The sequence below is a fragment of the Saccharothrix espanaensis DSM 44229 genome, assembly GCF_000328705.1.
Taxonomy (GTDB): domain Bacteria; phylum Actinomycetota; class Actinomycetes; order Mycobacteriales; family Pseudonocardiaceae; genus Actinosynnema; species Actinosynnema espanaense.
The window spans coordinates 8,788,610-8,814,842 of sequence record NC_019673.1 but is presented as its reverse complement, the minus strand read 5'-3'; the positions used below and the strand labels follow the sequence as shown (position 1 = coordinate 8,814,842).

Genomic DNA, 26,233 nt, shown 5'->3' with positions numbered 1-26,233 from the left:
TCGCTTCAGAAATTTGGGATCTCTGGTTTCGGGGTACGCGGCTGCACCGCCGAGGACTCGACGGGAAACGCCAGTCCGGCCGCCTTGCGCAGCAACGCGGTGCCCAGCTCGACCAGTTCGTTCCCGAGTTGGGTCTCCACGTCGGGCAGGGCAGCGGTGTAGCTGGTGGTGGCCAGGGGGTTGGCTTCATCGAGACGTCGGACGACGTAGCGGCCCAGACGATGGTTGACGCTCGTCAGCCAGGCGTTGAACAGCAACTCATCCCTGGTCATGGAGTTCGCTCCGACTTCTGGTCCGGTACGACCACGAAAAGGTCCTCGAACCGCAGTGGGTCCAGCGCGACCAGGGCACCGCCGATGAACGCAGGTCCGGGCTGGAGTTCGGAGTCGATGACACGACTCAGCGTCGACCGGTTGATGCCCATCTTCTTGGCCAGCGCGTAGTCCGAGTTCAGGCCGGCCAGCCGGGCGGACCGGATCAGCTTGGCCACATCGAGCCTTACGGTGAACGACATGTCTTGGCCGCCCTGCTACTTCGTGGGCCCGTACAGCATGAACAGGACCCGCCCCAGTCCCGCCAAGGCGAGCAAACACGCAACCAGTCCCCACTGGTCGAACCACCACGGATCAGATGTCATGTCCGTTCACATCCTCGCCTTGCGGACGACAAGCGGCTAAAATTCCTCATTCCGCGCCACTCAATCCGGCCCGCTAACCCCTGAAAAGGGCAGATATGTCGCAATAACTACGCACTTTTGTCGCCAAGCTATGCTTGACCTGTGGGAACGTGATCCGCAGCACACCGCAAGCCGGGCCAGGAGGTCACCCGATGGCAGTACGGCGCACTGGACTGGCCAAGGCCCGGAAAGCGGCCGGCTACACCCAAGAGTCGTTCGCCGAAGCTGCCCACGTGGATCGGGCGACGATCGCACGATGGGAAGCCGGCGAGCGCTCGCCGCGACCCTACAAGCGGTCGATGCTGGCCAGGCTGCTCAAGATCGACATGGCCAAGCTGGACGAACTGCTGACCGTCGCGGACGTCGAACCAGCACCCTCACCAGGGAAGACGAGCGGCGTGCTGTTGCCGGTTGTCGTAGGTGGCCGACGTGTTCTCATCCCGCTGGCCGCCAAGACCGTGGCGAACAGCGAACTAGGCACACTGCTCGAAGGCCAGCACCCCGAGGACGACGGTCCGGTCAATCAGACGGGCTCCCTGTCAGAGGTCGTGAGCACCGTGAACCGGCGGTCTCTTCTCGCACGCGGGATTGCGATCGCCGCGTTGCCCAGACTCGGTCTGGACGAGCTGCAACGGGTAGCGAGCGCGATGGAAGATCCACGCCGGTACTTGGACGGGCCGGTGATCGACTACTTCCGTCGCCAACTGGTCCTGTGCAAGACCGATGACGGGAGCTTGGGACCGGCCGCGGTGCTGCCCGTGGTGCTGGGCATCCTCGGGGCGATCGAGACTCACGCCCGCGAAGTCACGCCAGACGTGCGCCGGTCTCTGCTCCTGGTCGGCGCTGACGCCGCCGAGTTCGCCGGCTGGCTGTACCGCGACTCCCACGACGCCGCGACCGCGGGCTTCTGGCACGACCGGGCGATTGAGTGGGCGCAGGAAGCTGGCGACATGCCGATGCAGGGCTACGTGCTGCTGAAGAAGTCTCAGATGGCCTACGAGGAGCGTGACGGGCTACGCGTCCTCACGTTGGCACAAGCCGCCCAGTACGGCCCGTGGCAGCTGCCGCCGAAGGTGCGCGCCGAGGTCACGCAGCAGGAGGCGCGCGGCATGGCGATGCTCGGCGAACCGTTCAGTGCGGTGCAGCAGAAGCTCGATGACGCGCGCCGCCTGGTCGACGTGGCCGATACCGGTGACGAGCGACATGCCCACCTCGGGATGTACTACGACGAAGGTGCGCACACGCTCCGTGTGGCGAGTTGCTACGTCGAAGCAGGCAAGCCCGCCCAGGCCGCCGCCCTGTTCGCGGATGTCTTGAACACCCAGGCACTGTCGCGGCGCGACGAAGGCTATTTCCGCGCCCGACGTGCAAGCGCCCTGGCACTCAGCGGCGAACCGGACGACGCCGCTCAGGAAGGTCTGACGGCCATGGGGTTGGTCGCGGAGCTGGGTTCTAGTCGCACCAAGCGCGAACTCACCCGAGTCCTCGAAACCCTGACCCCGTGGGCGAACCGGTCAGGCCCGCGGGCTCTGCGTGAAGCCGTGAGGTCCTGACCAAGCACTCATGGGGTTTCGGTGAACCACTCGGCCACGGTTCGGATCACGAAGGCTTGCCACTCCTGGGTCTGCGGGTCGCGGTACTCGGGATCTTCGTGGACCGCGAAGCCGTGTTGCGCGCCCTCGATCTCGACAAGCCGACGCTCAGCTCGGAACTCACGTACAGCGGCCCGTGACGCCTCGATCGGGACGAACGTGTCCTTGGTGCCGTGCACGATGAGCGTGGGGGCCGTGATCTCGCCCAGTACCTCATTGGGCCGGATCCAGAAGACCTCGTTCAGGAACGCCCGACTGTGCTGCACGGTGGGCGAGTGGTCGATGAAGCCGCGGTCCGCCAGCTCTTGGGCCTTGGCCGCGTCGAGGAAGTCTCCCGACCAGTACGGCTTCTGGTCGATGTAGCGGTTCTTGTAGTTGAGCTGCGGGTTCAGCAGAACGAGCCGCGTCAACCCTTCCGGCCGCTTCGCCGCGTAGTAGGCCGCCAGACCGCCGCCGAAGCTGGTGCCAAGCAGGTTCACCACCTGCGCACCGGACACTTCCCTGAGGTGGTCCCGCGCCACACGGATGTCGTTCAAGTGGGCTGCCAGCGACGACTCCTCAGGCCGTCCATCGCTCTCACCATGCCCACGCAGGTCGTAGCGCAACGTCGCCACACCAGCCTCAGCGAGCCCGTCAGCGAGCCGGCCGAAGAAGCCACCTTCCTCCCGAGTCACACCACCACCGTGGACCAGAAGCACGGCTTGCTCTACCGGTGTGGGCGGCGCGGTCACGGTGGCGCGAAGCTTCAGACCGTCCAGGGTACGGATGACGGTCTCGGTGCTCTGCTCAGGCATAGCGCTCCTCGTCGGCTAGAGGTTGCCAGCCCATGCTTCCAGCTCTCCCACCCGCACCGCATGAATGCTGGACTCAGCCCGCAGCTCTCCCCTCCACCCCGGCCGCAGGCCTGGCCTGCATAAATCCGCCGATCGCGGCCGTCGTGTTCAGAGTTTCTTTTCTTGGTCAAGGCGGCCCCCTGCGGGGGCCGCTGGCCGTTCGTGTCTGTTCAGGCTGTTGCGGGCAGGCTCCGGCGGTGTTGTCGGTCGCGCCAACGTGGGCCTGGCGGCCCACGGGCGCGACACGCGAGGCACCGGAGCCTGCCCGCAACAGCCGGAGGCTACGGCCAGCAACCCCCACAGGGATCCGCTTTGACCGGCTCGTCCGCTTGTGTTGGGGGTGTTGCTTCCGGCTCTTGGGCTTGGGACGAGCGCCGAGGGGTTGGCTTGGTCGGGCTGGTCTTGGCGCTCGGCTGCCGCACCTGTGGACAGCTCGACGCCTTGACGGCATCGACCAGCCCACAGCCTTGCCAACGTGCATTTCAAACTACAGTTCAGGTCAAACTGATCAACATTGCTAATCTGTAGAGCGTATCTTAGTGTGAATCCCACAAGCTCGCGCCCATGCACGAATAAACTTGCCCACCGAGAGTGTAGTAGTCTCTGCCCATTCAGCTCCAAGCGCATTCCGATGGGCGGTTCCGAGTGACAGTGGAGAAAGGCCGGGTGATGCTTCCAGTGCTGCAAAAGCTTCGCGCATGCCCCTCTGCCGTTCGACGACTTCCCGGAGTCGCTCCACATCTACTGCACCACTGGAGAGGATGCTTCTGTCGGACAGGGAAATGCGTTCACCGTCATCGGTATCCACCAAGCCTAATGCCATTAGGTTTCGAACGGCAGTCCCAAAGCCTCGACGCAACGGTCGGACGTGCGTTGAGGGGTCGGAGAGATGCAGCAGAAGCTGAAGGGCGGGGCCAGGGCTGGCGGCAGGAAAGGCACCTCGTATTCGAATCGGTACCGCTCCGCTCAGGAGACGGCCAGGAGGTTCGCTATCGCCGTCCACCATTCTGCTCATGCCGTTCGGCAGAAGCCGGACCAAACTGGCATATTCCAGCCATTGGCAAAAAGAGCGAGCATAAGTAATCCAGCTATCGCTCTTTGCCGTAACGGCTCTAAATTCGGCCGCCAGGGTAGACGCAAACTGTTGGATGGATACGATGTCTTCACGGGCAAGCATGTCGGCTGCGAGTTTGTACATCTTGTGCCTCCGCAGCGCCTGGGAGACGCGCGCCCTAATAGCTTCTTCCTTGTCGGGGGAGGTGAGGAGGTCTGCCTCAAGCGTGACGCGATTCGGCTCGGCATTCAGAACACCGAAAAGGCGAAGTTCCCGGGAGTAGTTAAAGACTACCGTAGCCGTTGTATCGAGCTGAGTGGCGGCATCTGGAACTGATATGCTTCCGCCTTGGGCGATGACTACGCGTAGAAGGCGGCTAGCGCCGAGCGGTGCATAACGAACTACATACGAATCCTCGATCGCTACGCTACCGTTATTCAGATAGTCCCGGAAGGTGTCCCAGTAGATATCGATAGTGTGACCCACCTGCACCACTAGCCGTTGGTGAAGCAGGCTATCTAATACTGTCCCGGTAGAAACATCGAAATCGAGATCCGCTATGGCAACCGGTGCTGCTCGCGCGATGGTCCGAAGAACGGTTTGCTCACTCGGGCTTAGTCGCGCCAAGTCTGTTTCGAAAAGGCTGCGAGCGTTCAATGCCTGCTTGGCAAGATCATCCTGGGACACTCCGCCATCGATCTCGGCAATTATATGTGCACCGAATTTCTTGAATAGCCATGGCAAGCCTTGTGAATTATATTCGCGCAACCGTTGGCGTAGGTCGCGATTTAGTTTGCCGCCGACCGATTTCTCAAGTCGTCGCAGCAGTGCTTCAACTTCACGTGGGCCAAAGGGGTCCAGAAGGGACACTACCGATGCGTCTCGAATATCATTTCGCAACCCGAAAGGGTAGCCTTCGGTCCATGCAACAACGTCCGTCTTCCAAGAAAAGCTGATCGTAAACGGCGCTTTGACTTCGCGGATCAAAAATGACAAGTCGCGGAATTCGCGCGTCAGATCGGGGTCTCGGAAGATGTTTTCAAACTGGTCGAAAGCGAGAAATACTGGCCTGAGCGGCGATGGCCATTTGGCGCGCTTGAGTGTTTCTACGATGCTGTGAAGACTGCTGAAGGCGGCCTCTGGTGGGAGTTCGAGTACCTTCTTCTCGACTGCTTTCTGGATAATTCTTTCCATTGCGGCGGAAACGAAGTCAGATCGCTCTGCCGTCCTCGAATCGATCACCGTCCCGACGCCGCCAGCCTTCTCCACTTCCTTCTGAAGATGCAGTACAAGGGAACTTTTGCCCCAACCGGACTTGGCATTGATGACCATCGATCCGGCCGTGCGACGGCCTACAAGTTTCTCCAACAGTGATTGAGTAAGAACTTTGCGACCGATGAAAAATTCTGGTGCCGCAGGAAGCTGATACTCGAAGTCGGAGGTGCTTCCTTGCACCTCAACAATCTTGGGAAGCGATGGTACATGCATAGGGACCGCCCCCACCTCGCGACCTGAGGCGACAACCGAAAGCCCTTTCGAAAGGTGGCGTTCAATCAAGCGGATTACGGGAGATGGAACGTCCTGTCCGCGTGCCCATACAACCCATCGGGAGGCCCTGCGGGTGTGAGTGTCAAGCTCGCACGCAGCCAGTGCAATCCCGTGCTCTGTAACGACGACAGTCGGTTCTGACCGGATCCTAGGACCTTCGTCCCAATTGGGCAGCAAGTTTGCCTTCTGCAGCAATTCACATATTTCGTATGAGCCTAGGTATCGAAAACCAGGTAATTTGACCTGGGCGGCGTCTGCCGTTTCTTTCGCATCGGCGGTCAACCGAGGCAGTGCGACAAACAGGCCGTGAATTCGCTCATCATCGGCTCGTGCAAGCGCGAACTTGCCTAGGAATGACTTCAGCAATGGTACTCGGACGTTGGAAGTGTATGCTTTGCACTCACAAATAAGTCGCTCACCGGTGACGGTGTGGCGAGCTGCAATGTCGAGCTCGACGCCTTCGCTGGTTATGTTTAAAGATTCCGGGTGGGGATCACCGTAGCCTTGCGTTGCGAGAAGCTTTGCAATGAATTTTTCGAAGAGGTGACCGCGCTTATTAGATAGATCGCTAGTCGATGAGCCCTCCGCGAGAACTACGACAGCTGCCGTGTCAACGGTGATCTGGTCCACGGAAGCAGGGTACGCGTTGAGGGTGATGGGTGCCCCCCCGCATGGTGTGGTGATCGAGCTCCTTGCATGATGTGGTCCTGCCAGTCGTTGCAAGAGCACAGCGATCTGAGATCATGATCAATCCCTGGCGAGGGCTACTAGCGAGCACGCAGGCTCATACGTGATCGGCACTCGTGTTTGCTGAACTTGCGGGGTGCAGCTCACCTTGTTGGGGCAGCAGGCATCGATCGAGTTTGGCTGGCGAGCACAGAAGCAAGTGAGAGTGCATCGCCTGGGCGAATCATCTGCCGAAACGTTGACCGCATCGGCCGTTACGACGAGCACCACCCCTGTGGTGGGGCCGGAACAGGCGGGGAGAGCGAGAGCTTGCGCCTGCTGGCGATGTGATGGCGGTTGCGCGCTCGACTTCCGACTGTCCTCGTACAGCAGCGAAGTACAGCAACCGCATCGGTCGGAGGAGGCCACGAGGAACCTGGATCGACCGTACGACCTCAGGAAAGTCTTAGAAGACCTTGCTGCCGACAGTCCGCAGCGAAGAGACTCGGAGCACCGATTCCCTGTGCGGCCTGACGCTGCGGTAGTGCTGGTCCAGTCCCGACTCCCGACCTACAAGATCAACGCCTCATCCCACCCGCAAATCGACGACAGACGGTGATCGGCCACTGTCCACAGTGGTGACTCTGTCGTCGTATCCGTGCAAGTGAGAAAGGGCGTGGAGGTATATGGCCAGCAACCGCAAAGATCAGCGGAGAATCCGCAGGTTGAAGGTATGGGCGCAGCTACGTGGACCTGGTGGTTCGCACTGGGTCGGGTTGTCGGTGTGGGTCGTTAGGTTGGGTGGTGTTGGTGGACGTGGTTCGGCTTGACGTTGGGGTGCCACTTGGCCGAGCGGTTGGGGATCGAGCTTCGTCGGGTCGGTACCACCGCGATCGGCTGACCTTCACCAAGGCCGGCGAGGCCAAGTTGAGTGAGTGGATGGACGCGCACGCCCAGGTGGCGTTCGTGGTCGAGGACGAGCCTGGACGCTTGAACACCACCTCATCACCAACGAGACGTTGCTGTTGAACCTGGAGCACAACGGCCACAGCCCGCACCGCCAGGCGTTGACAGCGCTGCGCGCCCAGTGCCGAGCAGCGGCGCGAGCCCTTCCTGTCACTGCCTAGTTGAACTCCGAGGCGAGCCACAGCGCTTACGGAACATGGACGGAACGGCGCTGTGGTTGCGCACCTCAAACCGGCCTCTAGCTGCGCAAACGGTCAGCGCCGCAACGCTGCACGATGGAACTGCGGGACTGAAACCCGACCATCCGGACGTTCTCGTTTCGCGCTGGTCAGCTTGGAACAGCCGTGCAGCGTTGCCCGGCCTTTGTGTTCGTGCTGCCTGAGGGATGTCGATTCGGGGGTGTCCGGCTCGGCCGGCCGACGGCCATGATGGGTGGCATGGATGTCGGTCTGGTGGTGTCGGTGGGCGCGACCGGTCTTGTTCTGGTCGGCTTGCTCGTGCTCGTGGTGGTGGACCGGCGGTCCACGAAGCCGGCGTCGGAGTACGACACGCCTGGGCCCGAGACGTCCGGTGGGGGTGGAGGCGGCTGAGTTCGTCTACCAGGAAACGACGGGATCGTGCGGTCCTTCACCCATAGGGCTGATCGGGCTGGCGGGTCGACCCCAGACAGTGCTCCGATCGACGGCACTCGCTGTCGACCAAGGTAGGGAGCCGCGCCATGAACGACCTCGAAGACCGGGTGCCGTCGCCTCAGCAGCGACCGGAGGAGGACCGGGTGGAACGCGACCAGACAGAGGTTCCCCAGCAGCTCACCGGCTTGGAGTGGCTGGTGCGGCAGGCGAAGCGGCAGCGCAAGGACTAGGCCGCGCGGGGCCCGTCCGCCGTGGCGGGCGGGCCCGTGGGCGCGGGCGGGCGCGGACTCGGGCCGGGGCGGCACGGGCGGGCGCGGTCGGCATCCGGGTGAAATCCTCGGGGAGCACCCGCTTCAGTCGGAGACCTCGCGCTGGAACGCCGCCCACAGCAGGTTCAGCGGGTGGTCGGCCGGGAACTTGGCCCGCTCCTCCTTGCGCGCGAACACCCCGACCAACCGCTCCAGCACCGGCTTGCGGTCGTTCTTCAGCGCCACCACGCGCAGCCCCGACCCCTCGCGCAGCTCGTTGTTCGCGGCCACCACGCCCAGCCCCGACGTGACGATCATGCAGCCCTCGACCAGGCCGGACCGCAGCAGCGACATCCCGTACTGGATCTCGTCGATCTCGGCCGCGATGTCCAGTTCGTTCTGGTAGTCCGGTCCGAACCAGCCACGCAGGAACTCCGCGATCAGCCCGTCACCCGGCACGACGAGCGGCAGCTTCGGCAACTCCCCGGTGCCGACGCTGTCCCCCAACCGATGCTCGGGCAGGTTCGTGAGCAGCGCCAACCCGCCGCGCCGCCACTCGATGACGTCGAAGTCGGCGAAGTCCGACCCGCCGCCGGCCGGGGTCACCACCGACCCGCAGACGATGTCGACCTCCTTGCTCTCCAGCTTGTGCCAGATGTCCTTGGTCCGGATGTGCACGACCTTGAGCTCCACGTCCCGCCGCCGGAAGTCGTCCGCGACGTGGTGCCACGCCTTCGCCAGCGAGTCCAGCATGAACCGCGTCGTGCCCACGGTGAGCGTCGTGCCGAGCTTGCGCCGGCACTCGTGAATCGAATCCAGCCAGTGCCCCAGCGTCTCCTTCGCCAATTCCACCAACGTCTCGCCGGTCGGGGTGATCAGCACGTCTTTCCCCCGGCCCTGCTTGACGACCAGGGGCTCGCCGCAGAGCGACTTGAAGCTGCGGTTCAACGTGTCGATCTGCTTCTGCACGCTCGACTGCTCGCGGCCGAGCACCCGCGCGGCGCGCAGGGCCGAGCGCGTCTCGTGCACCGCGATCAACGTCCTGAGCTGGTCCAACGTCGTGTCCAGCAGCAGTGGCGAGGCGTGCAGGAGCCTGCTGAGCTGGTTGCCCGCGGGGAGCAGCAGCCGGGCCGAGGTGGACATCGGGGCCTCTCGGGTCGGAACGAAGTGATCTACCGATTAGTTGTACTGAACTTGACCGCAGTTTGTCGTGAAATTATCCCAAGATCTTGGTGGATTTCTCTGGACAGGTATACGCGATCCGTAAGAGACTTCTGCCGCAACCAGGTGGTAGTTCGCGTGGGAGCAATCAGGGGGAGTATTGGGGGGTTGGGGGCCCGCCGGGCGTGAGCCGGGCGGGCCCCCACGTATTAGCCTCATCCGGTGTGACGGTTTCCACGCTCGACTGGGGTACGACATACCGGGTCACCGTGCTCGACCTCGGACTCGCCTGCTGCGGCGTCGAGGTCATGGCCGCGCTCGAAGGCGACCGGCCGCACGACCTGGCGGCGCTGGGGGTGGACGTGGCGCACGCCGCGGGCGAGGCCCACGTGCTCGTCGTCTCCGGCACGGTCACCGACGTCATGTTGCCCGCCGTGATCGCCACGTACCAGGAGATGCCGGAACCCCGTTACGTGCTGTCGGTCGGCGCGTGCAGCAACACCGGCGGCCCGTACTGGGACTCCTACAGCGTGACCAAGGGCATCGACCAGGTCCTCCCGGTGCACGTCGCCGTGCCCGGCTGCCCACCCCGCCCCGAGGCGCTGCTCGACGGCCTCGCCGCACTCCACCGGCTCGTCTCGTGACCGCCGCGTCCGCCGAATTCGCCGCGCTGGTCCCCGACGCGCAGCCCAAGACCGCGTTCGGCCAGACCACCGCGCACGTCGCCGTGGAGCACTGGCTCGCCGCCGCCCGCCACGCGCACGACGTGCTCGGCTGCGCCGCGTTCGACTGGCTCGGCGTCGAGGACGCGGGCCGGCCCGGCGCGTCCGGCCTGCGCCACGCGGTCCTCCTGCACGTCGTCCACCCCGGCACCCGCCAGGGCCTGCTGCTGCGCACCGAGGTCGGCGACGAGCCGCTGCCCAGCGTCGCGGGCCTGTGGGCGGGCGCGGCCTGGCACGAGCGGGAGGCCGCCGAGATGTTCGGCATCGCCCTGGTCGAGCCCGCGCCGCGGCTGCTGCTGCCCGACTCGTTCGCCGGCCACCCGCTGCGCAAGGACTTCGTGCTGGCCTCCCGCGTGGTCCGGCCGTGGCCCGGCCGGCTCGAACCCGGCGAGGACGGCACGTCCGCGCCCAGCCGCCGGCGCACCGCGCCGCCCGGCGTCCCCGACCCCTCGTGGGGCCCCCGACGTGAAGGTGAGAACCATGCCTGACCTGCCGCCACGCACCCGGGGCGTGATCGCGCTGCTGGAAGCCAACTGCACGGTGTGCATGATCTGCGCGCGCGAGTGCCCCGACTGGTGCATCCACATCGACTCGCACACCGAGACCGAGCAGCAGCCCGGCTCGGCCCGGCCCCGCGCGCGCAACGTGCTCGACCGGTTCGCCATCGACTACGGCCAGTGCCTGTACTGCGGGATCTGCGTCGAGGCGTGCCCGTTCGACGCCCTGCACTGGGCCCCGGACTTCTCCTACCCCGGCACCGGCACGCCCGACGGTGCCGGTGCGGTCGCCGAACTCGTCCACGAGCGGGACGTCCTGGGCACCTGGGTGGCCCACGTGCCGCCGCCGCCCGCCCTCGACCCGGCCGCCGAACCCGCCCCGGAGAGCACGACCGCACGCCCTGCACGTGGGGGTTCCGGAACCCCGGGGCGTCCTGGCGCGTTGAGGGGGAGTACGTAAGGCACCGGAGGCGAAGCAACGTGCACAAGCACTACAACGGTTTGAAGACCGCGTTGCTGCTCGGCGCGATGAGCGCGCTGATCATCGGGATCAGCTCGTTCTTCGGACGGACCGCCCTGATCATCGGCGTGCTCCTGGCGTTCGGGGTGAACGCGTACGCGTACTTCAACTCCGACAAGCTCGCTCTGCGGGCGATGCGTGCGCGCCCGGTGTCCGAGGTCGAGCAGCCCGCGATGTACCGGATCGTGCGGGAACTGGCGATGGCGGCCCGGCAGCCCATGCCCCGGCTCCACCTCAGCCCCACCGCTGCCCCGAACGCCTTCGCGACCGGCCGCAACCCGCGCAACGCGGCGGTGTGCTGCACCACCGGGATCCTGGAGCTGCTCGACGAGCGCGAGCTGCGCGCCGTGCTCGGGCACGAGCTGTCGCACGTGTACAACCGCGACATCCTCATCTCCTGCGTCGCGGGCGCGCTGGCCAGTGCGGTGAGCATGCTGGCGAACCTGGCGATCTTCGCGGGCGTCTTCGGCGGCGACGACGAGGAGCGCCCCAACCCGATCGCGCTGCTGCTCATCGCGATCCTCGGACCGATCGCGGCCGGCATCGTGCGGATGGCGGTCAGCCGGTCCCGCGAGTACCAGGCCGACGCGTCCGGCGCGCAGCTCACCGGCGACCCGCTCGCGCTGGCGTCGGCGCTGCGCAAGCTGGAGCACGGCACCCGCGCCGCGCCGCTGGCCCCCGAACCCGCCGTGGTGGCCCAGTCGCACCTGATGATCGCGTCGCCGTTCCGGGCGGGGGAGAACCTGACCAGGCTGTTCTCCACCCACCCGCCGATCGCCGACCGCGTGCGCCGACTGGAGGAACTGGCCCGCTCCTGACCACCCCGGTCGCGGGCGGGGTCCCTAGCGGGACTCGCGGGCCACGTTCATCAGGTACTGGCCGTAGCCGGACTTGGCGAGCTTCTCGCCCAGCGCGTAGCACTCGTCCGCGGTGATGTAGCCCATCCGCAGCGCGATCTCCTCCGGGCACGCGATCCGCACGCCCTGGCGGTGCTCCAGCACCTGCACGAACTGGCCCGCCTCCAGCAGCGAGTCGTGCGTGCCGGTGTCCAGCCACGCGAACCCGCGACCCAGGTCGACCAGCTGCGCCCGACCCTCCCGCAGGTAGGCCAGGTTCACGTCGGTGATCTCCAGCTCGCCGCGCGCCGACGGCTTGAGGTGGCGCGCGATGTCCACGACCTGGTTGTCGTAGAAGTACAGGCCGGTGATCGCCTTGTTCGACTTGGGCTTGGCCGGCTTCTCCTCGATGGAGACCAGCTTGCCGTCCGCGTCGACCTCGCCCACGCCGTAGCGCTCGGGGTCGCGCACCGGGTAGCCGAACAGCACGCAGCCGTCCAGCGTCGCCACGTGGTGCTGGAGGACCTTCGAGAAGCCCTGGCCGTAGAAGATGTTGTCGCCCAGGACGAGCGACACGTCGTCGTCGCCGACGAAGTCCGCGCCGATCACGAACGCCTCGGCCAGCCCGTTGGGCTGGGCCTGCTCGGCGTAGGAGATCCGCAGGCCGAACTGCGTGCCGTCGCCGAGCAGCCGGCGGAACAGCGGCAGGTCGATCGGCGTCGAGATGAGCAGCACGTCCCGGATGCCGGCGAGCATCAGCACCGACAGCGGGTAGTAGATCATCGGCTTGTCGTAGACGGGCAGTAACTGCTTGGACACCGCCTGGGTGATCGGGTGCAGCCGCGTGCCGCTCCCGCCGGCCAGGATGATGCCCTTCACCGGTAGTTGGTGAACTGGAGGGCGATCCCGAAGTCGGAGCTCTTCAGCAGGGCGATGACGTCCTGGAGGTGGTCCTTCTTCTTGCCGGAGATGCGCAGCTGGTCGCCCTGGATCTGCGCCTGGACGCCCTTGGGCGCCTCGTCGCGGACCTTCTTGGCGATCTCCTTGGCCTTCTCCGAGCTGATGCCCTGCACCAGGGTCCCGGTGACCTTGAACACCTTGCCGGACAGGACCGGGTCGCCGATCTCGAAGGCCTTCATCGAGATGCCGCGCTTGACCAGCTTCTCCTGGAAGACGTCGATCGCCGCGCGGCAGCGCTCCTCCGTCCCGGACTGGAAGGTGATCGCCTCCTCGCCCGCCCAGGACACCTCGCTGCCGGTGCCCCGGAAGTCGAAGCGGGTGCTCAGCTCCTTGGCGGCCTGGTTGAGAGCGTTGTCGACCTCCTGCCGGTCAACCTTGCTCACCACGTCGAACGACGGGTCTGCCACGTGCCCGGTACCTCCGCGTCGGTGGGTCTGGAACCGCCCGGGAGCCTACCGGGGTATCCCGGTTGCGAACCCCCGTGCGGGCTTATGTATTCTCTCCTCCGCACCCGGTGATGCCGGGCGCGGGGCGGGTTGCCCGAGCGGCCAATGGGAGCGGACTGTAAATCCGTCGCGAAAGCTACAGAGGTTCGAATCCTCTACCCGCCACGCGAGCAAGAAGACCCTCGTGACCAGTGAGTTCCGGTCACGGGGGTCTTCTCGTATGTCCGACCGGAACCGGTGCTGCCCATCAATGCGATCCGACGTCGGGTGCGCGGTCTTGCAGGCGTAGTTCCGCGAGCCGGTCTCGGGCGACCGAAACAGTGTCTTGGCCCACTGGCACCTTCGCCGGGCCGATTGACCGGATGTGATTCAGCACTCACGCCAGGGCGTGTCGCGGAGCATCGGTTGCGCCGATGTCCTCGAACGCGGGGGGTCAACGGGCCCGCCCTCCGCCGCGCGGGTCGGTTGACGTTCGGGCTCAGGACGCAGGCCGGCAGCGCCACGCCCGCCCAGCATCAGTGCGTACGCCGTCAGGTGGCCGCAGCGGGTGTTCGCGGGGGAGTGGAGCTGCTCAAAGATGGGGCCGACGCGCAAGCGCTTCCTCTCGCTTGCGTGCCGGCCCCACGACTACAGCATAACCCATATCGAACGTGTGTTCGAGGGTTACGCGATAGCGGCTCTGCCCGCGTCGGTGAGCTCCGCGTCCGAGCGCTCGTCCAGCCCCACCGCGCGTCTCGCGCGCAGCAGCCCGGCGCGCACCAGGTCGTGGGTGACCATCTGGTCGCAGCACGGCAGGCCGTCGACGTAGAGGTCCGGTTCCCTCCCGCCGGACAACTCGCCCCTGCCCGCGGCCACGGCCCGCAGCATCGCTTTGGCCCTGCCGGAGAGTTCCTTCGCAATGGTCATGGCGACCCCCTCGCCCGTCCTTCCGGTACCCCTCGTTCCTGTAGGAGGCCCCGACCCACCCGCTGAGTACCGCCCGAACGGGTGGTTCACCGCGGCCGACGCGGGTCGACGTGACCCACCTTCCCCCGCGCGGCCGTCCGGATCACGCCGCCACGCCGACCGGTTGGGCTGTTCGGTCCAGCCGGGGTCCGGTCGACCTCTCGGCCCGGACCCGCGCCGACCTCCGGCAGTCACCTCGACGTGCGGCAGGAGCTAGTGGCCGCCTAGCGCGGGCCTGCGCTGCCAGGTCGTCCACAGCGGCCGATAGCCGCACGAGTACCAGAACGGCGTCGAGTGCGGGTTGGGCAGCGCGTGGTGCAGCATTGTGAGCGCCACGCCCGCCTCGTCCAGTTCGCGGTGCGCGTGGGCGGCGAGCGCGCTGCCCACGCCGGTGCCGCGCGCCGCCTCGGGCACGCCGAGCAGCCCGAGGTACGCGACCGGTGACGCCGACGTCAGCCCCGCGATCCAGTCCGAGCGCGGCGGCAGGTCGTAGTACAGGGCACCCAGCCGTTCGCCGTCCCGCTCGGCGACCAGGACGCCGGGCACGTCCCACGTCATCCGCTGCGCCACGTGCTCGCGCAGCCGCTCGCCGGTCGACGCCCGCTCGGTGACCATCCCGAACCAGGCGTCGTAGCGGGTCGTCTCCAGGTTGACCTCAGCCACGAAGTCCACGTCGGCGGCGGTCGCCGGGCGGACCGCCACGTCGGACGCCGGCCGCCCGTCACCACGTCCGGCCGGCCGCGCGGCGGTCACCATCAGGGGCGCGAAGCCGTGCCGGGCCAGCACGGCGGCCGCGTCGACGGCCCGGCTGGGCACGGTCACCACGGCCGCCGTGTCCGGATCGCCCGCCCCGGTCAGCTCCCAGCGCCGCAACCGGTCTTCCAGGTCGACGTCCGGGTGCCACTTCAGGGAGTGGGCCCGCAACGCGCCCCAGGTCGCGTTCAGCTCATCGGCCGACAGTTCGCCGTACGAGTACGGCGAGCCCTCGGCCGGAAAAGCGGGCAGCAATGAGTCCATGCCCGAAAGTAACCTCGTCCCGTGCGTATTCACGTGGTCGACGCCTTCACCGACCGGGCGTTCGCGGGCAACCCCGCGGGCGTGGTGCTGCTCGAAGAACCCGCGCCGGACGCGTGGATGCAGGCCGTCGCGGCGGAGATGAAGCACGCAGAGACGGCGTTCGTGCACCTCCCCGCCGACACCGCCGAGACCGACCACGCCGACGACACAGGCGACCGCCCGCTGAAGTTGCGCTGGTTCACGCCGCTCAAAGAGGTGGACCTGTGCGGCCACGCCACCCTCGCCGCCGCGCACGTCCTGGGCGGCGACCGGCGGTTCGACACCCGCAGCGGCATCCTCACGTGCACCGCCCGCGACGGCTGGGTGGAGATGGACTTCCCGGCCGATCCGGCCCAGCCGATTGAGATCACACCGCCGCTGCGGGCGGGCCTGCCGGGCGTCACGATCACCGCCGCGGCACGGGCCGTGTCCGACGTCCTGGTGCAGGCGGCCTCCGCCGCGCAGGTCCGCGCGCTGACCCCCGACCTCGCCGCGCTGAGCGAGGTGCCCGGCCGCGGCGTGATCGTCACCGCGCCCGGCGACCGACCCGGGCTGGACGTCGTGAGCCGCTGTTTCTACCCGTCCTACGGGGTTCCGGAGGATCCGGTGACCGGTTCGGCGCACTGCACCCTGGCCTCCTGGTGGGCTCCGAAGCTCGGTCGCGCGGAGCTGTTCGCCGAGCAGGCGTCGCCGCGCGGCGGGCAGGTCCGGGCGACCTTGACCGGTGATCGGGTGCGGCTCGCCGGGCGGGCGGTGACGGTGCTGGCAGGAGAGCTGATCGTGTGAGCCGTTCTGTTACTTCTCGTGGTAATCGGCTCATCGACCTGCCATTTCGTCGCCCAACCGGGGTACATTGGCACCCCTGGAGGGGTCTCGGTCGGTGTTCGGGACCCCTCAGTCACGCCAGGAGCTCGTAGGCCGTTACCCGGCCGTCCGCGACGCAGGCCGACGAGGAGGCTGGATGTCCGACCACGCGTCGGTCACGGCGCCGGGCGCGCCGACCCGGTCCACGAACCGCGCGTTCAGCGTGTTCGCGGTCCTTCTCCTCGCGGCGGGCGCGCTGTCCGCGTTCGCCGTCGGCTCGTGGCTGCCGAAGGACGACGACCGGTTCGACCTGTTGTGGGCCGGGCCGCTGCTCGTGGTCGGGTTCCTGCTCGCCGAACAGCTCGCCATCAACGTCGACGTCCGCAGCGGGGTGGCGTGGACGATCTCGTTCACCGAGATCCCGCTCGTGCTCGGGCTGCTCGTCGCGCCGTTCGAGGTGGTGCTCGCCGCGCACGTGGTCGCGGGCGTCGGCACCCTGCTGGGCAGGCGCGTGCTGGACCGGGCCGTCTACAACGCCGGCCTGATGTTCATGGAGATCTCGGTCGCCTTCGCGGTCGCCTACTCGGTGAAGGAGTTCGTCGGCGACGGCGGGCCGTTCTGGGCGGGCGCGTTCCTGGGCACCATCGCCGTGCCGCTGCTGGCCAGCGTGCTCGGCCTGACCGCGCTGCGGCTGATGGGCAAGGGCATGCGGGTCGCGCCGAGCCTGCGCCTGGTGCTCCAGACCCTGGTCGTGGCCCTGCTGAACACCTCCGCGGGCCTGGCCGGCTACGAGATCGCGACCAAGGCCCCGTGGGGCGGGCTGCTGATCGCCCTGGTGTTCGCCGGCATCACCGCCATCTACCTGGCCTACTCCGGCCTGCTGCGCGAGCAGCGCGACCTGGAGGCGCTCAGCGAGGTCTCGCTGCGGGTGGCCCGGTCCGGTCGGCACGCCACCGGCCCGCGCGGCGCGTCCGCCGAGGACGGCGACGGGCAGGCCGAGGACGACGAGTGGCAGCTGATCGCCGAGCGGATCCGCGAGCAGCTCAACGCCAACCGGGTGGTGCTGCGGCTGCGCACCGACCCGCAGGCCCCGATGCGGATGCTGGTCGCGGGTGAGCCGCTGCCGCCCGGGATGCGCCGCGACGACCCGCGCCAACTGCGCGAGGACGCCATGCTGCAACTGCCCGGCTCGCAGGTGCGGTACTTCCGCGTCGTCGACGCCGGCGAGGACGTGTCCGAGGCGCTGGCCCGCCGCGACGCGCAGGAAGCGCTGGTGGTGCCGCTGCGCGGCGCGACCCAGCTGCTCGGCGCGGTCGAGGTGCACGACCGGCTCAGCCGGTGGCGCGGCTTCGGCAAGGCCGACCTGCAACTGCTGCGCACGCTGGCCAGCCACCTGTCGACCGCCGTGGACAACCGGCGGCTGCTCGCCCGGCTGCGCCACGACGCCTACCACGACCCGTTGACCGGCCTGCTCAACCGGCCGGGCTTCCGGGAGGCCGGCAACGAGCCGATGCGGCAGGCCGACACGTCGGTCGTCGTGCGGATCGACCTGGACGTGCTGTCCACCGTGTCCGACGCGCTGGGCCAGGCGTGGGGCAACCGGATGGTGGTCGCCGCCGGCCGCAGGCTGCGCGACGAGCTCGGTCCGGAGGTGCCGCTGGCCCGGCTGGAGGGCGGCGCGTTCGCCGCGCTGCTGCTGGACCGGCAGGCCGAGCGGATCCGGGAGATCGCCGAGCGGCTGCGCGCCGCGCTGTCGGTGCCCTACCCGGTGGACCGGCTCACCGTCGAGGCGGGCGCGGTCGTCGGCTGGGCGTCCACGGCCGACTGCGAGATCGAGGACCCGGACCCGGACGCGCTGCTCCAGCGCGCGGACGTGGCGGTCCGGGCGACCAGCGAGGCCGAGCCGCTGCGCGCGTACGCGCCGTCGATGGGCCAGATCTTCCTGCGCCGCTTCCAGCTCGTGACCCAGTTCCGGTCGGCGCTGGAGAACGGCCAGGTGTCGGTGCACTACCAGCCCAAGGTCGCGCTGCCCAGCCGGCAGGTGGTCGGCGCGGAGGCGCTGGTGCGCTGGAAGCACCCGGAGTTCGGCCGCGTCGACCCGGACGAGTTCGTGCCCGCCGTCGAGGCCACCGGCCTGGTCGACGTGCTGACCGACTTCGTGATGGACAAGGCGCTGGAGCGGGTCCGCCGGTGGATCGACCGCGGCCTGCGGATGTCCATCGCGGTGAACCTGTCGGTGCGGACGCTGGCCGACGAGGAGTTCCCGGACCGGGTGGCCGCCGCGCTGGTCAAGCACGAGGTGCCGCCGGAGCTGCTGACCTTCGAGCTGACCGAGTCCGGCGTCATGGCCGACCCGGAGCGGGCGCTGCCGGTGCTGCGCCGGCTGCACACCATGGGCGTGGTGCTGGCCGTGGACGACTTCGGCACCGGCTACTCGTCGCTGGCCTACCTGCGGCAGCTCCCGGTCGACGAGGTCAAGATCGACAAGTCGTTCGTGCTCGGCATGGGCACCGACCTCGGCGACATGGCCGTGGTGCGCTCGATCGTCGAGCTGGGCCACTCGCTGAGCCTGATCGTGGTCGCCGAGGGCGTCGAGGACGACGCCGCCCGCGACCAGCTCGTGGCCATGGGCTGCGACGTGGCGCAGGGCTACCTGATCTCCCGCCCGCTGTCCGAGGAGCGCTTCGAGGCGTGGCTGCGGGCGCGGACCGTGCAGGTCAGGGGTGCGCGGGATGAGACGGTGCTCACCCTCGTGCATTGATCCGCCCCCCGGATTTCACTCTCGCGGGGAGGTTGTGTAGAGTTCTACTCGCTCCGCAAGGAACGAAAGAGCAAGCCCCTTTAGCTCAGTCGGCAGAGCGTCTCCATGGTAAGGAGAAGGTCTACGGTTCGATTCCGTAAAGGGGCTCCACGACTTGGCCGCGGTGCACAAGCATCTGCGGCCAGCTGTCGTGTACAGCGGTGTAGCTCAGTTGGTAGAGCAAGCGGCTCATAATCGCTGTGTCGCCGGTTCAAGTCCGGCCACCGCTACTCGTAGATCGATCCCCGCCAGGCGGTAAGCCCGCACTGGACGCTCCGGGGTACGCGCGCTCTAGAAAGGCAAGGACCGTGGCTGCAACCGACGTACGCCCGAAGATCACCCTCGCGTGCGAGGAGTGCAAGCACCGGAACTACATCACCAGGAAGAACCGGCGCAACGACCCGGACCGCCTGGAGATCAAGAAGTTCTGCCCGAACTGCAAGACCCACCGGGCGCACAAGGAAACCCGCTGAGGGTTCCCGCCAGGCGTTCGACGAGGCCCGTCCCCGATCCGGGGGCGGGCCTCGTCGCGTAACCTGCTGCGGTGCCTCTCGACCAGTCGTTCATCGGCCGGGTGTACCCGCCGTCACCGCCCTACGAAGTCGGCCGCGAGAAGATCCGCGAGTTCGCCGACGCCGTCGGGGAGACCAGCCCGGTGCACCGCGACCCGGAGGCCGCCCGCGCGGCCGGCTACCCGGACGTCATCGCGCCGCCGACCTTCGCCGTCATCGTGTCGCTGAAGGCCAACGACGTGCTGGTCGAGGACCCGGAGCTGGGCTTGGACTACACCCGCGTGGTGCACGGCGACCAGACCTTCACCCACGTGCGCCCGATCACCGCCGGCGACCGGCTCGTGGTCGAGCTGCACGTGGACGGCATCACCTCGCGGATGGGCAACGACATGCTCGCCATCCGCGCCGAGGTCGGCACCGACCAGGGCGAGCCGGTCTGCACCGGCCGCTGCACGCTCGTCGTCCGCGGGGAGGACGCGTGATCCGCGCCGCCGACGTCTCCGTGGGCGACGAACTGCCCCCGCTGTCCCTGCGCATCACCCGGGCCGACCTGGTCCGCTACGCCGGCGCGTCCGGCGACTTCAACCCGATCCACTGGAGCGAGCGGTTCGCCACCGGGGTGGGGCTGCCGGGCGTCATCGCGCACGGGATGCTCACCATGGGCCTGGCCGGCCGGATCGTCACCGAGTGGGCGGGCGACCCCGGCGCGGTCGTGGAGTACGGCGTCCGCTTCGGCCGGCCCGTCCCGGTGCCCGACGACGACGAGGGCGCGCTCGTGGAGGTCACCGGCAAGGTGACCAAGGTCCTGGAGGACGGGACGTTCAAGGTCAACGTGACGGCCTCGTTCGAGGGCAAGTCCGTGCTCGGCGGCGCGTCCGCCCGGGTCCGCCTGCGCTAGCCCCGCGCACCGGCGGCGCGCCACCCGGCCCGCCGCCGGAACGCCCCGGCTGGAACGGCCTCCGCCGGAACGCTTCCGCCGGGACGCTCACGGATGCCCCGGCGGGACGCCCACGGACGCCCCGCCGGGACACCTACCCCGTCCCGGTACCGCGGCTCCGACAAGATCGTGCTGCGGTACCGGGCGGCGACCCACCTGCCCGCGAGCCGCCGAACGCGGCTAGAAGCCGCCGCACAGGGCGCTGGTGAACGGTCCGGTGGCGGTGGCCGAGCGGCGTTCGACGCCGTCCACCCCGACCTTGCAGCCCACCGAGCCGCCGTCCGGGCCGATCGTCACGGTGAGCACGCCGCCGCGCACGTCGTCGCGCACCACGCGCAGCTCCCGGGACCACGGGAACGAGGTCAGCTCCACCTCCTGGGTGGTGCTGCCGTTCCGGTCGAACGTGGAATACGTGACGGTGGCGCTCTTCGCCTCGCCGAAGACCTCGTAGACCACCACGGACGGTTCCTCCGGTCTGGCGACCCACAGGGCGAGGACCAGCGCGCCCAGCACCAGCACCGCCGATCCGGTGATCACCGGCCAGTGGCGGGTCGGGCGTTCAGGGGGCTCCGGTAGGGCGGACTCCGTCATGCGCAGCTCTCCTCGGGCGAAGATCCGTTGATCTGAATAGACCATCGGTGTAGTTCTACCGACGGTTACTCGATTCACCCATACGGATTATGCTGGGTGCGTGCAAAAGGCCACCCCGGCGGGTGCGGAGGGATCGCCGGGGTGGCCTTCCGTGCGGAGGAGGTCAGAAGTTGCAGGCCGCCACGGCGGAGGCCCCGGTGGCGGTCGCGGTCTTCTTCTCCACGCCGTCCACGCTGATCTTGCAGGTCACCGAGCCCCCTTCGGGGCCGGTCATGGCGGCCAGGCCGGCGCCGCTGAGCAGTCCGGTCACCGTGACCTCCTTGGTCCACGGCAGCTTGGTGATCTCCTCCTTGTTCGACGAGCTGTCGCCGCCGCTGTAGGTGGTGTAAGTGGCCGACGCCCTGGCGGCCGTGCCGCTGATCTCGTAGACCACCCTGGACTCCTTGCCCGCCTGGCCCTTGAGGTCGTTGAGCTGCGGGGTGGCGTCGCTAAGCGCCTGGCTGAACACCGCCACCCAGAGCACGCAGACGACCAGGCCCGCCGCGGACAGCACGACGCCCGCGACCGCGAGCCCCTTGCCGCCCGACCGGCGCGCCCGCGCGATCCCGACGCCGCCGAGCACCAGGCCGAGGATCACCAGCGGCCAGGCGACGACGCCGATCAGCGGGACGAAGCTCGTGGCCAGGCCGAGCAGCCCGAGCACGAAACCCGCGATGCCGAACCCGTTGCGCGGAGGGGCGGGTGCGGCGTGCTGGTGGTGTTGCGTGGTCGGCGGTTGGGGTAAGGCCATGTGCGCTCCTCGGGGGGATGCGGCTCGGCGAGCCGGACGTTCGGACGGACGGGCGGGTGCACGACGCGGGGGCCGCCGAGTGCCCGTACGGGTCCGAACACGACGAAAGGCACCCCCGGTTGGAGGTGCCTTTCGAATGGGGTTGTGAATATCTACAACTTGATCTCGCCGAGCAGTTCCGCCATTCGGGTGATGCCGGTCTTCAGGTCGTCGTCGCCGAGGGCGTAGGAGAGCCGCAGGTAACCGGGGGTGCCGAACGCCTCGCCGGGCACCACGGCCACCTCGGCGTGCTCCAGGATCAGCGCCGCCAGCTGCACCGTGTCCGTGATCTCCGCGCCGCGCAGCGTCTTGCCGACCAGCTCCTTGACCGACGGGTACACGTAGAACGCGCCCTTGGGCGACGGGCAGTGCACGCCGGGGATGGCGTTGAGCAGGTCCACGATCGTCCGCCGCCGGCGGTCGAACGCCTCGCGCATCTCGTGCGCGGCGTCCAGCGGGCCGGACACGGCCTCCAGCGCGGCGCGCTGCGCCACGTTGGACACGTTCGAGGTGAGGTGCGACTGGAGGTTCGCGGCGGCCTTCACCACGTCGGCCGGGCCGATCAGCCAGCCCACCCGCCAGCCGGTCATCGCGTAGGTCTTGGCCACGCCGTTGAGCACGATCGTGCGGTCCGCCATCGCGGGCACGGCCACCGGCAGCGACACCGACTCGGCGCCGTCGTACACCAGGTGCTCGTAGATCTCGTCGGTGATCACCCACAGGCCGTGCGCCAGCGCCCACTCGCCGATCGCGGTGATCTGCTCGCGGGAGTACACCGAGCCGGTCGGGTTGGACGGCGAGCACAGCAGCAGGACCTTGGTCCTCGGGGTCCGCGCGGCTTCGAGCTGGTCCACCGACACCAGGTAGTCGGTCGCCTCGTCCGCGGTCACCTGCACCGGCACGCCGCCCGCGAGGGTGATCGCCTCGGGGTAGGTGGTCCAGTACGGCGCCGGCAGCAGCACCTCGTCGCCCGGGTCCAAGACCGTGGCGAACGCCTGGTAGACGGCCTGCTTGCCGCCGTTGGTGATCAGCACCCGCGAGGCGGGCACGACGTACCCGGAGTCGCGCTCGGTCTTCCTGGCTACGGCTTCCCGCAGCTCGGGCAGGCCCGCGGCGGGCGTGTAGCGGTGGTTGCGCGGGTCGGTGCACGCTGCCTGGGCAGCGGCGACGATCGCGTCCGGGGTCGGGAAGTCGGGTTCGCCCGCACCGAAGCCGATCACCGGTCGACCGGCCGCCTTGAGCGCCTTCGCCTTCGCGTCGACCGCCAGGGTGGCGGACTCGGCGATGCCGGAGATCCGCTGGGAGATCCGGGGGAGGTCGGGGGTGCCGGGGGCGGAGGTCGTCTCAGGTGATGCCATGCCCCAATCGTGGCAGACGGCACAGCGGTGGGAGTTGCCGGCACCCCCTCTGACCGGGCCAGTTGGAAACAGTGCCCCCCGGTGCCGTATGCTTCGACTCCGGAACGTCCGGTCGCTGCCTCACGAGCCACGTGAGGAGAGTGCAAGGCGTCCTCAGCCAGGGGTTCTCCTCCGGGGGATCCCAAAGGGGTGTAGCTCAACTGGCAGAGCAGCGGTCTCCAAAACCGCAGGTTGCAGGTTCAAGTCCTGTCGCCCCTGCGTCGAAGCGCGACGTGCGATCGCGATGGTGAAGCGGAGGACGGCATGAGCGAGGGCCGCGAGCAGGATCAGCCGGACGAGCGCGAGAGCGCGTCCCGGCCGGTCACCGCCGCTGCACGTCGTGAGCGTCGGGGCTCCGCGCGCCCGGCGGGCCGCAAGGACTCCAGCGCGCGTCCCGAGGCGAAGAAGTCGGCCGAGGCCGACGCCGACGCCGCGGAGGACAAGAAGGGTCGTCCCACGCGGGCCCGGGGTGACCAGGAGAAGCGGGTCGGCGTCTTCGCGAGGCTCGTCCGCTACATCCGCGAGGTGGTCAGCGAGCTGCGGAAGGTCATCTGGCCGACCCGCAAGCAGATGGTCACCTACACCTCGGTCGTGTTGGTCTTCGTTGCCTTCATGGTGGCGTTGGTGTTCGGCCTGGATTCGGCCTTCGCCTGGGGCGTGTTCAAGGTGTTCGCCTAGAGTCGAACACCCCGGCCGCCGCCCGCGGGCGGCGGCGGGAGCACGTGATGCATGAAAGGAAGCGAGACCCACAGTGACCTCCGAGAACGGCGTTGACGCCCAGGAGCTGACCGACCTGACCGACGAGCAGGACCTCGACCGTGGCGTCGAGGACGTCGAGCAGGACGAGGCGGCGGAGGACACCGAGGAAGTCACCGCCTCCGACTCCGCCGACGACTCCGACTCCGCCGACGACTCCGGCTCCGCCGACGTCGAGGCCGACCCGTTGGACACCGACGCCGAGGCCGCCGCGGGCAGCTCCGACGACTCGGACGGCTCCGCCGGTGACGACGCCGAGGTCGACGTCATCGCGCTCGACCCGACGCCGATCGACGAAGAGCCCGCCGACCCGGCCGCCGAGATGCGCGAAGCCCTGAAGTACGCGCCCGGTGACTGGTACGTCGTGCACTCGTACGCGGGGTACGAGAACAAGGTCAAGACCAACCTCGAGACGCGCATCCAGACCCTCGACATGGAGGACTTCATCTTCCAGGTCGAGGTGCCGACCGAGGAAGTCACCGAGATCAAGAACGGCCAGCGCAAGCAGGTGCAGCGCAAGGTGCTGCCCGGCTACATCCTGGTCCGGATGGAGCTCAACGACGCCTCGTGGAGCGCGGTGCGCAACACGCCGGGCGTGACCGGGTTCGTCGGCGCGACCTCGAAGCCGTCGCCGCTCACCCTGGACGACGTGCTCAAGTTCCTGCTCCCGCAGGTCGAGCGGGAGAAGCCGGCCGCCGGCAAGAAGGCCACCTCCGCGCCCGCGAAGACGACCGTCGAGGTCGACTTCGAGGTCGGCGAGTCGGTCACCGTCATGGACGGCCCGTTCGCCACGCTGCCCGCGACGATCAGCGAGGTCAACGCGGACGGCCAGAAGCTGAAGGTCCTGGTGTCGATCTTCGGCCGCGAGACTCCGGTCGAGCTGTCGTTCAGCCAGGTCTCCAAGATCTGACCGGTCCCCACGCGGGACCGGCAGCCACGCTGCGGCTGGCAGGGCCGCGCGCGGACACCGCAATAAAGGAAGCTAGAGATGCCACCCAAGAAGAAGAAGCTCGCAGCGATCATCAAGCTGCAGATCAAGGCCGGGGCCGCTAACCCCGCGCCGCCCGTTGGTCCCGCGCTGGGTCAGCACGGCGTCAACATCATGGAGTTCTGCAAGGCGTACAACGCCGCGACCGAGTCGCAGCGCGGCACCGTGGTGCCCGTCGAGATCTCCGTGTACGAAGACCGCTCGTTCGACTTCAAGCTCAAGACCCCGCCGGCCGCGAAGCTGATCCTCAAGGCCGCCGGTGTCGAGAAGGGCAGCGGCGAGCCGCACCGGGTCAAGGTCGCCAAGGTGACCATGGACCAGGTGCGCGAGATCGCGCAGGTCAAGATGGTCGACCTGAACGCGAACGACGTCGACCAGGCCGCGAAGATCATCGCCGGCACCGCCCGCTCCATGGGCATCACGGTCGAAGGCTGATAGTTCACCGATCTCTCGTGGGAGAGCCGTCGCTTCGGCTCGCTACCACAACTGTGGGTTAAGGACAGAGGAATGAAGCGCAGCAAGGCGTACAAGAACGCGGCTGAGCTGGTGGACCGGGAGCGGCTGTACTCGCCGCTGGAGGCCGCCAAGCTCGCCAAGGAGACGTCCAAGGTCAAGCTGGACGCGACCGTCGAGGTCGCCATCCGGCTCGGCGTCGACCCCCGCAAGGCCGACCAGATGGTCCGCGGCACCGTGAACCTGCCGCACGGTACGGGCAAGACCGCCCGCGTGATCGTCTTCGCGACCGGTGACAAGGCCGCCGAGGCCGAGGCCGCCGGTGCGGACGCGGTCGGCTCGGAGGACTTGATCGAGCGCATCCAGGGTGGCTGGCTCGACTTCGACGCCGCGATCGCCACGCCGGACCAGATGGCCAAGGTCGGCCGCATCGCCCGCATCCTCGGCCCGCGCGGCCTGATGCCGAACCCGAAGACCGGCACGGTGACGCCCGACGTCACCAAGGCCGTGACGGAGATCAAGGGCGGTAAGATCAACTTCCGGGTCGACAAGCAGGCCAACCTGCACCTCGTCATCGGCAAGGTGTCGTTCGACCAGGACAAGCTGGTGGAGAACTACGCCGCCGCGCTGGACGAGATCCTGCGGGCGAAGCCGTCCGCCGCCAAGGGTCGGTACCTGCGCAAGATCACCGTCTCCACGACGATGGGCCCCGGCATCCCGGTCGACCCGAACCGCACCCGCAACCTGCTGTCCGACGAAGCCACCGCCTGATCCGGCTTCCGCTCAGCTCGACGAGCCCCTCGGCCTC

28 protein-coding genes, 4 tRNA genes and 1 pseudogene are annotated in these 26,233 nt (G+C 68.0%); 21 read left to right on the top strand and 12 right to left on the bottom strand.

The window, feature by feature from the left end; translation table 11 throughout:
* Window positions 1–5 precede the first annotated feature (5 nt).
* Together BN6_RS38695 and BN6_RS38690 are read right to left on the bottom strand one after the other, a co-directional pair.
* Window positions 6–272, bottom strand: coding sequence for a hypothetical protein (locus tag BN6_RS38695; RefSeq protein ID WP_015105322.1), 267 nt, complete (start codon window positions 270–272; stop codon window positions 6–8).
* Entirely contained in the window at window positions 269–514 is a 246-nt protein-coding gene (locus BN6_RS38690) for a hypothetical protein (RefSeq protein WP_015105321.1), read from the bottom strand. The genes BN6_RS38695 and BN6_RS38690 overlap by 4 nt, the downstream gene beginning before the upstream one ends.
* Before the next feature lie 314 nt (window positions 515–828).
* On the opposite strand from BN6_RS38690, the gene BN6_RS38685 reads away from it, so the two are divergent.
* Window positions 829–2,229 (top strand): helix-turn-helix domain-containing protein, encoded by a 1,401-nt coding sequence (locus tag BN6_RS38685; RefSeq protein WP_015105320.1) that lies wholly within the window; start codon window positions 829–831, stop codon window positions 2,227–2,229.
* Window positions 2,230–2,237: 8 nt separating this feature from the next.
* On the opposite strand, the gene BN6_RS38680 is transcribed toward BN6_RS38685, so the two are convergent.
* Both BN6_RS38680 and BN6_RS44660 read right to left on the bottom strand, forming a co-directional pair.
* Window positions 2,238–3,062, bottom strand: a complete 825-nt coding sequence (locus BN6_RS38680; protein ID WP_015105319.1) for an alpha/beta hydrolase — start codon at window positions 3,060–3,062, stop codon at window positions 2,238–2,240.
* A 556-nt stretch (window positions 3,063–3,618) separates the two neighbouring features.
* A complete protein-coding gene (locus tag BN6_RS44660; protein WP_158509488.1) occupies window positions 3,619–6,333 on the bottom strand; it encodes an nSTAND1 domain-containing NTPase in 2,715 nt (904 codons plus the stop codon).
* 783 nt (window positions 6,334–7,116) lie between these two features.
* Between BN6_RS44660 and BN6_RS50345 the strand changes: the two are divergent.
* From BN6_RS50345 to BN6_RS47185, 3 genes and pseudogenes are all read left to right on the top strand, one after another.
* Window positions 7,117–7,496 (top strand): annotated as a pseudogene (locus BN6_RS50345) (GIY-YIG nuclease family protein).
* A 276-nt stretch (window positions 7,497–7,772) separates the two neighbouring features.
* Window positions 7,773–7,925, top strand: coding sequence for a hypothetical protein (locus BN6_RS47190; protein WP_158509487.1), 153 nt, complete (start codon window positions 7,773–7,775; stop codon window positions 7,923–7,925).
* A gap of 128 nt (window positions 7,926–8,053) precedes the next feature.
* Entirely contained in the window at window positions 8,054–8,197 is a 144-nt protein-coding gene (locus BN6_RS47185) for a hypothetical protein (protein ID WP_158509486.1), read from the top strand.
* 123 nt (window positions 8,198–8,320) lie between these two features.
* On the opposite strand, the gene BN6_RS38670 is transcribed toward BN6_RS47185, so the two are convergent.
* On the bottom strand, window positions 8,321–9,358 hold the full coding sequence (locus BN6_RS38670) for a LysR family transcriptional regulator (protein WP_015105314.1): 1,038 nt from the start codon (window positions 9,356–9,358) through the stop codon (window positions 8,321–8,323).
* A 242-nt stretch (window positions 9,359–9,600) separates the two neighbouring features.
* On the opposite strand from BN6_RS38670, the gene BN6_RS38665 reads away from it, so the two are divergent.
* From BN6_RS38665 to htpX, 4 genes are read left to right on the top strand one after another with little or no spacing between them, the layout of a single operon-like run.
* Window positions 9,601–10,020, top strand: a complete 420-nt coding sequence (locus tag BN6_RS38665; protein ID WP_041315569.1) for an NADH-quinone oxidoreductase subunit B — start codon at window positions 9,601–9,603, stop codon at window positions 10,018–10,020.
* Window positions 10,017–10,586 carry an NADH-quinone oxidoreductase subunit C gene (locus BN6_RS38660; protein ID WP_041315567.1) on the top strand — a complete coding sequence of 190 codons (570 nt, stop codon included), beginning with the start codon at window positions 10,017–10,019 and terminating at the stop codon, window positions 10,584–10,586. Before BN6_RS38665 ends, BN6_RS38660 begins: the two co-directional genes overlap by 4 nt.
* Window positions 10,579–11,055 (top strand): 4Fe-4S binding protein, encoded by a 477-nt coding sequence (locus BN6_RS38655; protein ID WP_015105311.1) that lies wholly within the window; start codon window positions 10,579–10,581, stop codon window positions 11,053–11,055. The genes BN6_RS38660 and BN6_RS38655 overlap by 8 nt, the downstream gene beginning before the upstream one ends.
* Before the next feature lie 20 nt (window positions 11,056–11,075).
* Window positions 11,076–11,933, top strand: coding sequence for a zinc metalloprotease HtpX (htpX, locus tag BN6_RS38650; protein WP_015105310.1), 858 nt, complete (start codon window positions 11,076–11,078; stop codon window positions 11,931–11,933).
* 24 nt (window positions 11,934–11,957) lie between these two features.
* On the opposite strand, the gene rfbA is transcribed toward htpX, so the two are convergent.
* Both rfbA and BN6_RS38640 read right to left on the bottom strand, forming a co-directional pair.
* A complete protein-coding gene (gene rfbA / locus BN6_RS38645; protein ID WP_015105309.1) occupies window positions 11,958–12,830 on the bottom strand; it encodes a glucose-1-phosphate thymidylyltransferase RfbA in 873 nt (290 codons plus the stop codon).
* A complete protein-coding gene (locus BN6_RS38640; protein ID WP_015105308.1) occupies window positions 12,827–13,318 on the bottom strand; it encodes a YajQ family cyclic di-GMP-binding protein in 492 nt (163 codons plus the stop codon). Before BN6_RS38640 ends, rfbA begins: the two co-directional genes overlap by 4 nt.
* A gap of 123 nt (window positions 13,319–13,441) precedes the next feature.
* Here BN6_RS38640 and BN6_RS38635 point away from each other — a divergent pair.
* Window positions 13,442–13,522 (top strand) — tRNA-Tyr (locus BN6_RS38635).
* Between the two features lie 498 nt (window positions 13,523–14,020).
* Here BN6_RS38635 and BN6_RS38630 read toward each other — a convergent pair.
* Together BN6_RS38630 and BN6_RS38625 are read right to left on the bottom strand one after the other, a co-directional pair.
* The gene (locus tag BN6_RS38630) at window positions 14,021–14,263 is read right to left on the bottom strand and encodes a hypothetical protein (RefSeq protein WP_015105305.1); all 243 of its coding nucleotides are present in this window, start codon (window positions 14,261–14,263) and stop codon (window positions 14,021–14,023) included.
* Window positions 14,264–14,515: 252 nt separating this feature from the next.
* Window positions 14,516–15,319, bottom strand: coding sequence for a GNAT family N-acetyltransferase (locus BN6_RS38625; protein WP_051075890.1), 804 nt, complete (start codon window positions 15,317–15,319; stop codon window positions 14,516–14,518).
* Between the two features lie 21 nt (window positions 15,320–15,340).
* Here BN6_RS38625 and BN6_RS38620 point away from each other — a divergent pair, with 21 nt between their 5' ends.
* The 7 genes from BN6_RS38620 (at window position 15,341) to BN6_RS38590 (ending at window position 20,372) form a co-directional block, all read left to right on the top strand.
* Window positions 15,341–16,144 carry a PhzF family phenazine biosynthesis protein gene (locus BN6_RS38620; protein ID WP_015105303.1) on the top strand — a complete coding sequence of 268 codons (804 nt, stop codon included), beginning with the start codon at window positions 15,341–15,343 and terminating at the stop codon, window positions 16,142–16,144.
* Window positions 16,145–16,319: 175 nt separating this feature from the next.
* A complete protein-coding gene (locus BN6_RS38615; protein ID WP_015105302.1) occupies window positions 16,320–18,923 on the top strand; it encodes a putative bifunctional diguanylate cyclase/phosphodiesterase in 2,604 nt (867 codons plus the stop codon).
* 74 nt (window positions 18,924–18,997) lie between these two features.
* Window positions 18,998–19,073, top strand: a tRNA-Thr gene (locus tag BN6_RS38610).
* Window positions 19,074–19,119: 46 nt separating this feature from the next.
* Window positions 19,120–19,192 (top strand) — tRNA-Met (locus tag BN6_RS38605).
* Window positions 19,193–19,270: 78 nt separating this feature from the next.
* The gene (rpmG, locus tag BN6_RS38600) at window positions 19,271–19,435 is read left to right on the top strand and encodes a 50S ribosomal protein L33 (protein WP_015105301.1); all 165 of its coding nucleotides are present in this window, start codon (window positions 19,271–19,273) and stop codon (window positions 19,433–19,435) included.
* Window positions 19,436–19,506: 71 nt separating this feature from the next.
* The gene (locus tag BN6_RS38595; RefSeq protein WP_015105300.1) at window positions 19,507–19,956 is read left to right on the top strand and encodes a MaoC family dehydratase N-terminal domain-containing protein; all 450 of its coding nucleotides are present in this window, start codon (window positions 19,507–19,509) and stop codon (window positions 19,954–19,956) included.
* Window positions 19,953–20,372: a MaoC family dehydratase gene (locus tag BN6_RS38590; protein ID WP_015105299.1), complete on the top strand. Its 420-nt coding sequence runs from the start codon at window positions 19,953–19,955 to the stop codon at window positions 20,370–20,372. The genes BN6_RS38595 and BN6_RS38590 overlap by 4 nt, the downstream gene beginning before the upstream one ends.
* Before the next feature lie 219 nt (window positions 20,373–20,591).
* Here the strand turns inward: BN6_RS38590 and BN6_RS42780 are convergent, their stop codons facing one another.
* From BN6_RS42780 to BN6_RS38575, 3 genes are all read right to left on the bottom strand, one after another.
* Window positions 20,592–21,002 (bottom strand): MmpS family transport accessory protein, encoded by a 411-nt coding sequence (locus tag BN6_RS42780; RefSeq protein WP_015105298.1) that lies wholly within the window; start codon window positions 21,000–21,002, stop codon window positions 20,592–20,594.
* Window positions 21,003–21,165: 163 nt separating this feature from the next.
* Entirely contained in the window at window positions 21,166–21,792 is a 627-nt protein-coding gene (locus tag BN6_RS38580) for an MmpS family transport accessory protein (protein ID WP_015105297.1), read from the bottom strand.
* 152 nt (window positions 21,793–21,944) lie between these two features.
* Window positions 21,945–23,189 (bottom strand): pyridoxal phosphate-dependent aminotransferase, encoded by a 1,245-nt coding sequence (locus tag BN6_RS38575; RefSeq protein WP_015105296.1) that lies wholly within the window; start codon window positions 23,187–23,189, stop codon window positions 21,945–21,947.
* A 185-nt stretch (window positions 23,190–23,374) separates the two neighbouring features.
* On the opposite strand from BN6_RS38575, the gene BN6_RS38570 reads away from it, so the two are divergent.
* The 5 genes from BN6_RS38570 to rplA all read left to right on the top strand — a co-directional run bounded on the left by BN6_RS38570 (window position 23,375) and on the right by rplA (window position 26,196).
* Window positions 23,375–23,447: transfer RNA gene (locus BN6_RS38570), tRNA-Trp, on the top strand.
* A 45-nt stretch (window positions 23,448–23,492) separates the two neighbouring features.
* A complete protein-coding gene (secE, locus tag BN6_RS38565; protein ID WP_015105295.1) occupies window positions 23,493–23,906 on the top strand; it encodes a preprotein translocase subunit SecE in 414 nt (137 codons plus the stop codon).
* A gap of 73 nt (window positions 23,907–23,979) precedes the next feature.
* Entirely contained in the window at window positions 23,980–24,894 is a 915-nt protein-coding gene (gene nusG / locus BN6_RS38560) for a transcription termination/antitermination protein NusG (protein ID WP_015105294.1), read from the top strand.
* 78 nt (window positions 24,895–24,972) lie between these two features.
* Window positions 24,973–25,407 carry a 50S ribosomal protein L11 gene (rplK, locus tag BN6_RS38555; protein WP_015105293.1) on the top strand — a complete coding sequence of 145 codons (435 nt, stop codon included), beginning with the start codon at window positions 24,973–24,975 and terminating at the stop codon, window positions 25,405–25,407.
* 72 nt (window positions 25,408–25,479) lie between these two features.
* Window positions 25,480–26,196 carry a 50S ribosomal protein L1 gene (rplA, locus tag BN6_RS38550; RefSeq protein WP_015105292.1) on the top strand — a complete coding sequence of 239 codons (717 nt, stop codon included), beginning with the start codon at window positions 25,480–25,482 and terminating at the stop codon, window positions 26,194–26,196.
* Window positions 26,197–26,233: the final 37 nt, after the last annotated feature.